Annotated in this window: 1 protein-coding gene; it reads left to right on the top strand. The window is 38.7% G+C overall.

Annotated features, from left to right (window positions below; translation table 11 throughout):
- Nucleotides 1–102: 102 nt before the first annotated feature.
- Nucleotides 103–1209: an IS4 family transposase gene (locus tag ACYVLS_RS08975; protein WP_460323726.1), complete on the top strand. Its 1107-nt coding sequence runs from the start codon at nucleotides 103–105 to the stop codon at nucleotides 1207–1209.
- Nucleotides 1210–1384 lie beyond the last annotated feature (175 nt).

Below are 1384 nucleotides of genomic sequence, written 5' to 3'. Positions count from 1 at the left end.
CACTAGTGTTGCATTAAAAATTTTAACTGTTTCAACACATGAAAAAGTCCTTTATAATGGGGTGGGATGACTTATCCAAGACCAAAACAAAGGACTTACAGCATGGATAAGTATAAAACAAAAATGACCATAAATAAATGGTTTTCGTACATTTCTTTAGAAACATTAAGTGAATCGTCTCGACAGGCTATCGGTCAGTTTGATCGCTATTCAAAAAAATTAACGTTTAAGAAAGTACTGAAACTCTTTCTCTATGCGATTAATGATGAAACCGATAGCCTACGGCATTTGGATCAACAGTTGGTCAACCCAAACTTAAAAAAAGTGATTGATATTGAGTCCATTAGCTATTCTCAATTATCCCGTGCCCTGCGAAAGATGGAACCCTCTGTATTGATGGATATTTTCACGCAATTACTTTCACTGGTTCATGAAAAAACAGTGGTGCAATCAAACGAAAGAGTGTTTCTAATTGATTCGTCCACTTTTTCACTGAATAAAACACGGTATCCCTGGGGCACGTTTCGCCCGACTAAGTCGGGAATCAAACTGCACTTAAAGGTCTGTCATATGAAAGAAGGATGGGTGCACCCTGAACAATTCGAACTGTCCCATGCATCTGAACACGACCATGATCACTTGAACGTCTTTATCAATGAGAAACGGGCGACCTATGTTTTTGATCGCGGGTATCTGGATTTCGCTCAGTTTGATCAAATGAACTGGGAGGGCTACTTTTTCGTTTCCCGCATTAAAAAGAATACAGCCGTTCATGTTCAAGCGCACCTGGAAGTGTCTCATGAATCAGGGATTATCAGTGATCAATTGGTTCAGCTGGGAAAATCGACCTACCTGACGGGTTTGTTTCGCTTAGTAACGATTGAACGTAAGCATCAATCGAATCTACGTATCCTGACGAACCGAATGGATCTTTCAGCAGAGGACATCGGAAAGATGTATCAATCAAGATGGCAGATCGAGTTGTTTTTTAAGCACATCAAACAACATTTGACCATTAAAACGTACTATTCACAGTCTGAACAAGGCGTGGAGAATCAAGTGATTCTTGCGATGATTGTCTACTTATTGACGTTACTGATGAAACTAGAATTAAGGTTGAAATCAACCCTCTTCACTGTTTTGAGACAAATCAGAGCGTTACAGTATGAACCGTTTGCGTATTTCAAAGAATCGTTCGCACCTGGTTAAGTGAAAGAGAATACAAATGGACTAATCCACAACTGAATAACCCTAAAAATTTCTGGAAAAAGTCATCCCTTGCGCCAGCAATTGACTTTTTTGGAAATTTTAACGAAAACCATTTGTGACGAAAGTAACAATCTGTGGAAATCATTTATTCTAAGTTTTATGCAACACTAGTGAT

Source organism: Alkalibacterium psychrotolerans (genome assembly GCF_054784355.1).
This window is presented reverse-complemented; position numbering and strand designations above follow the sequence as displayed.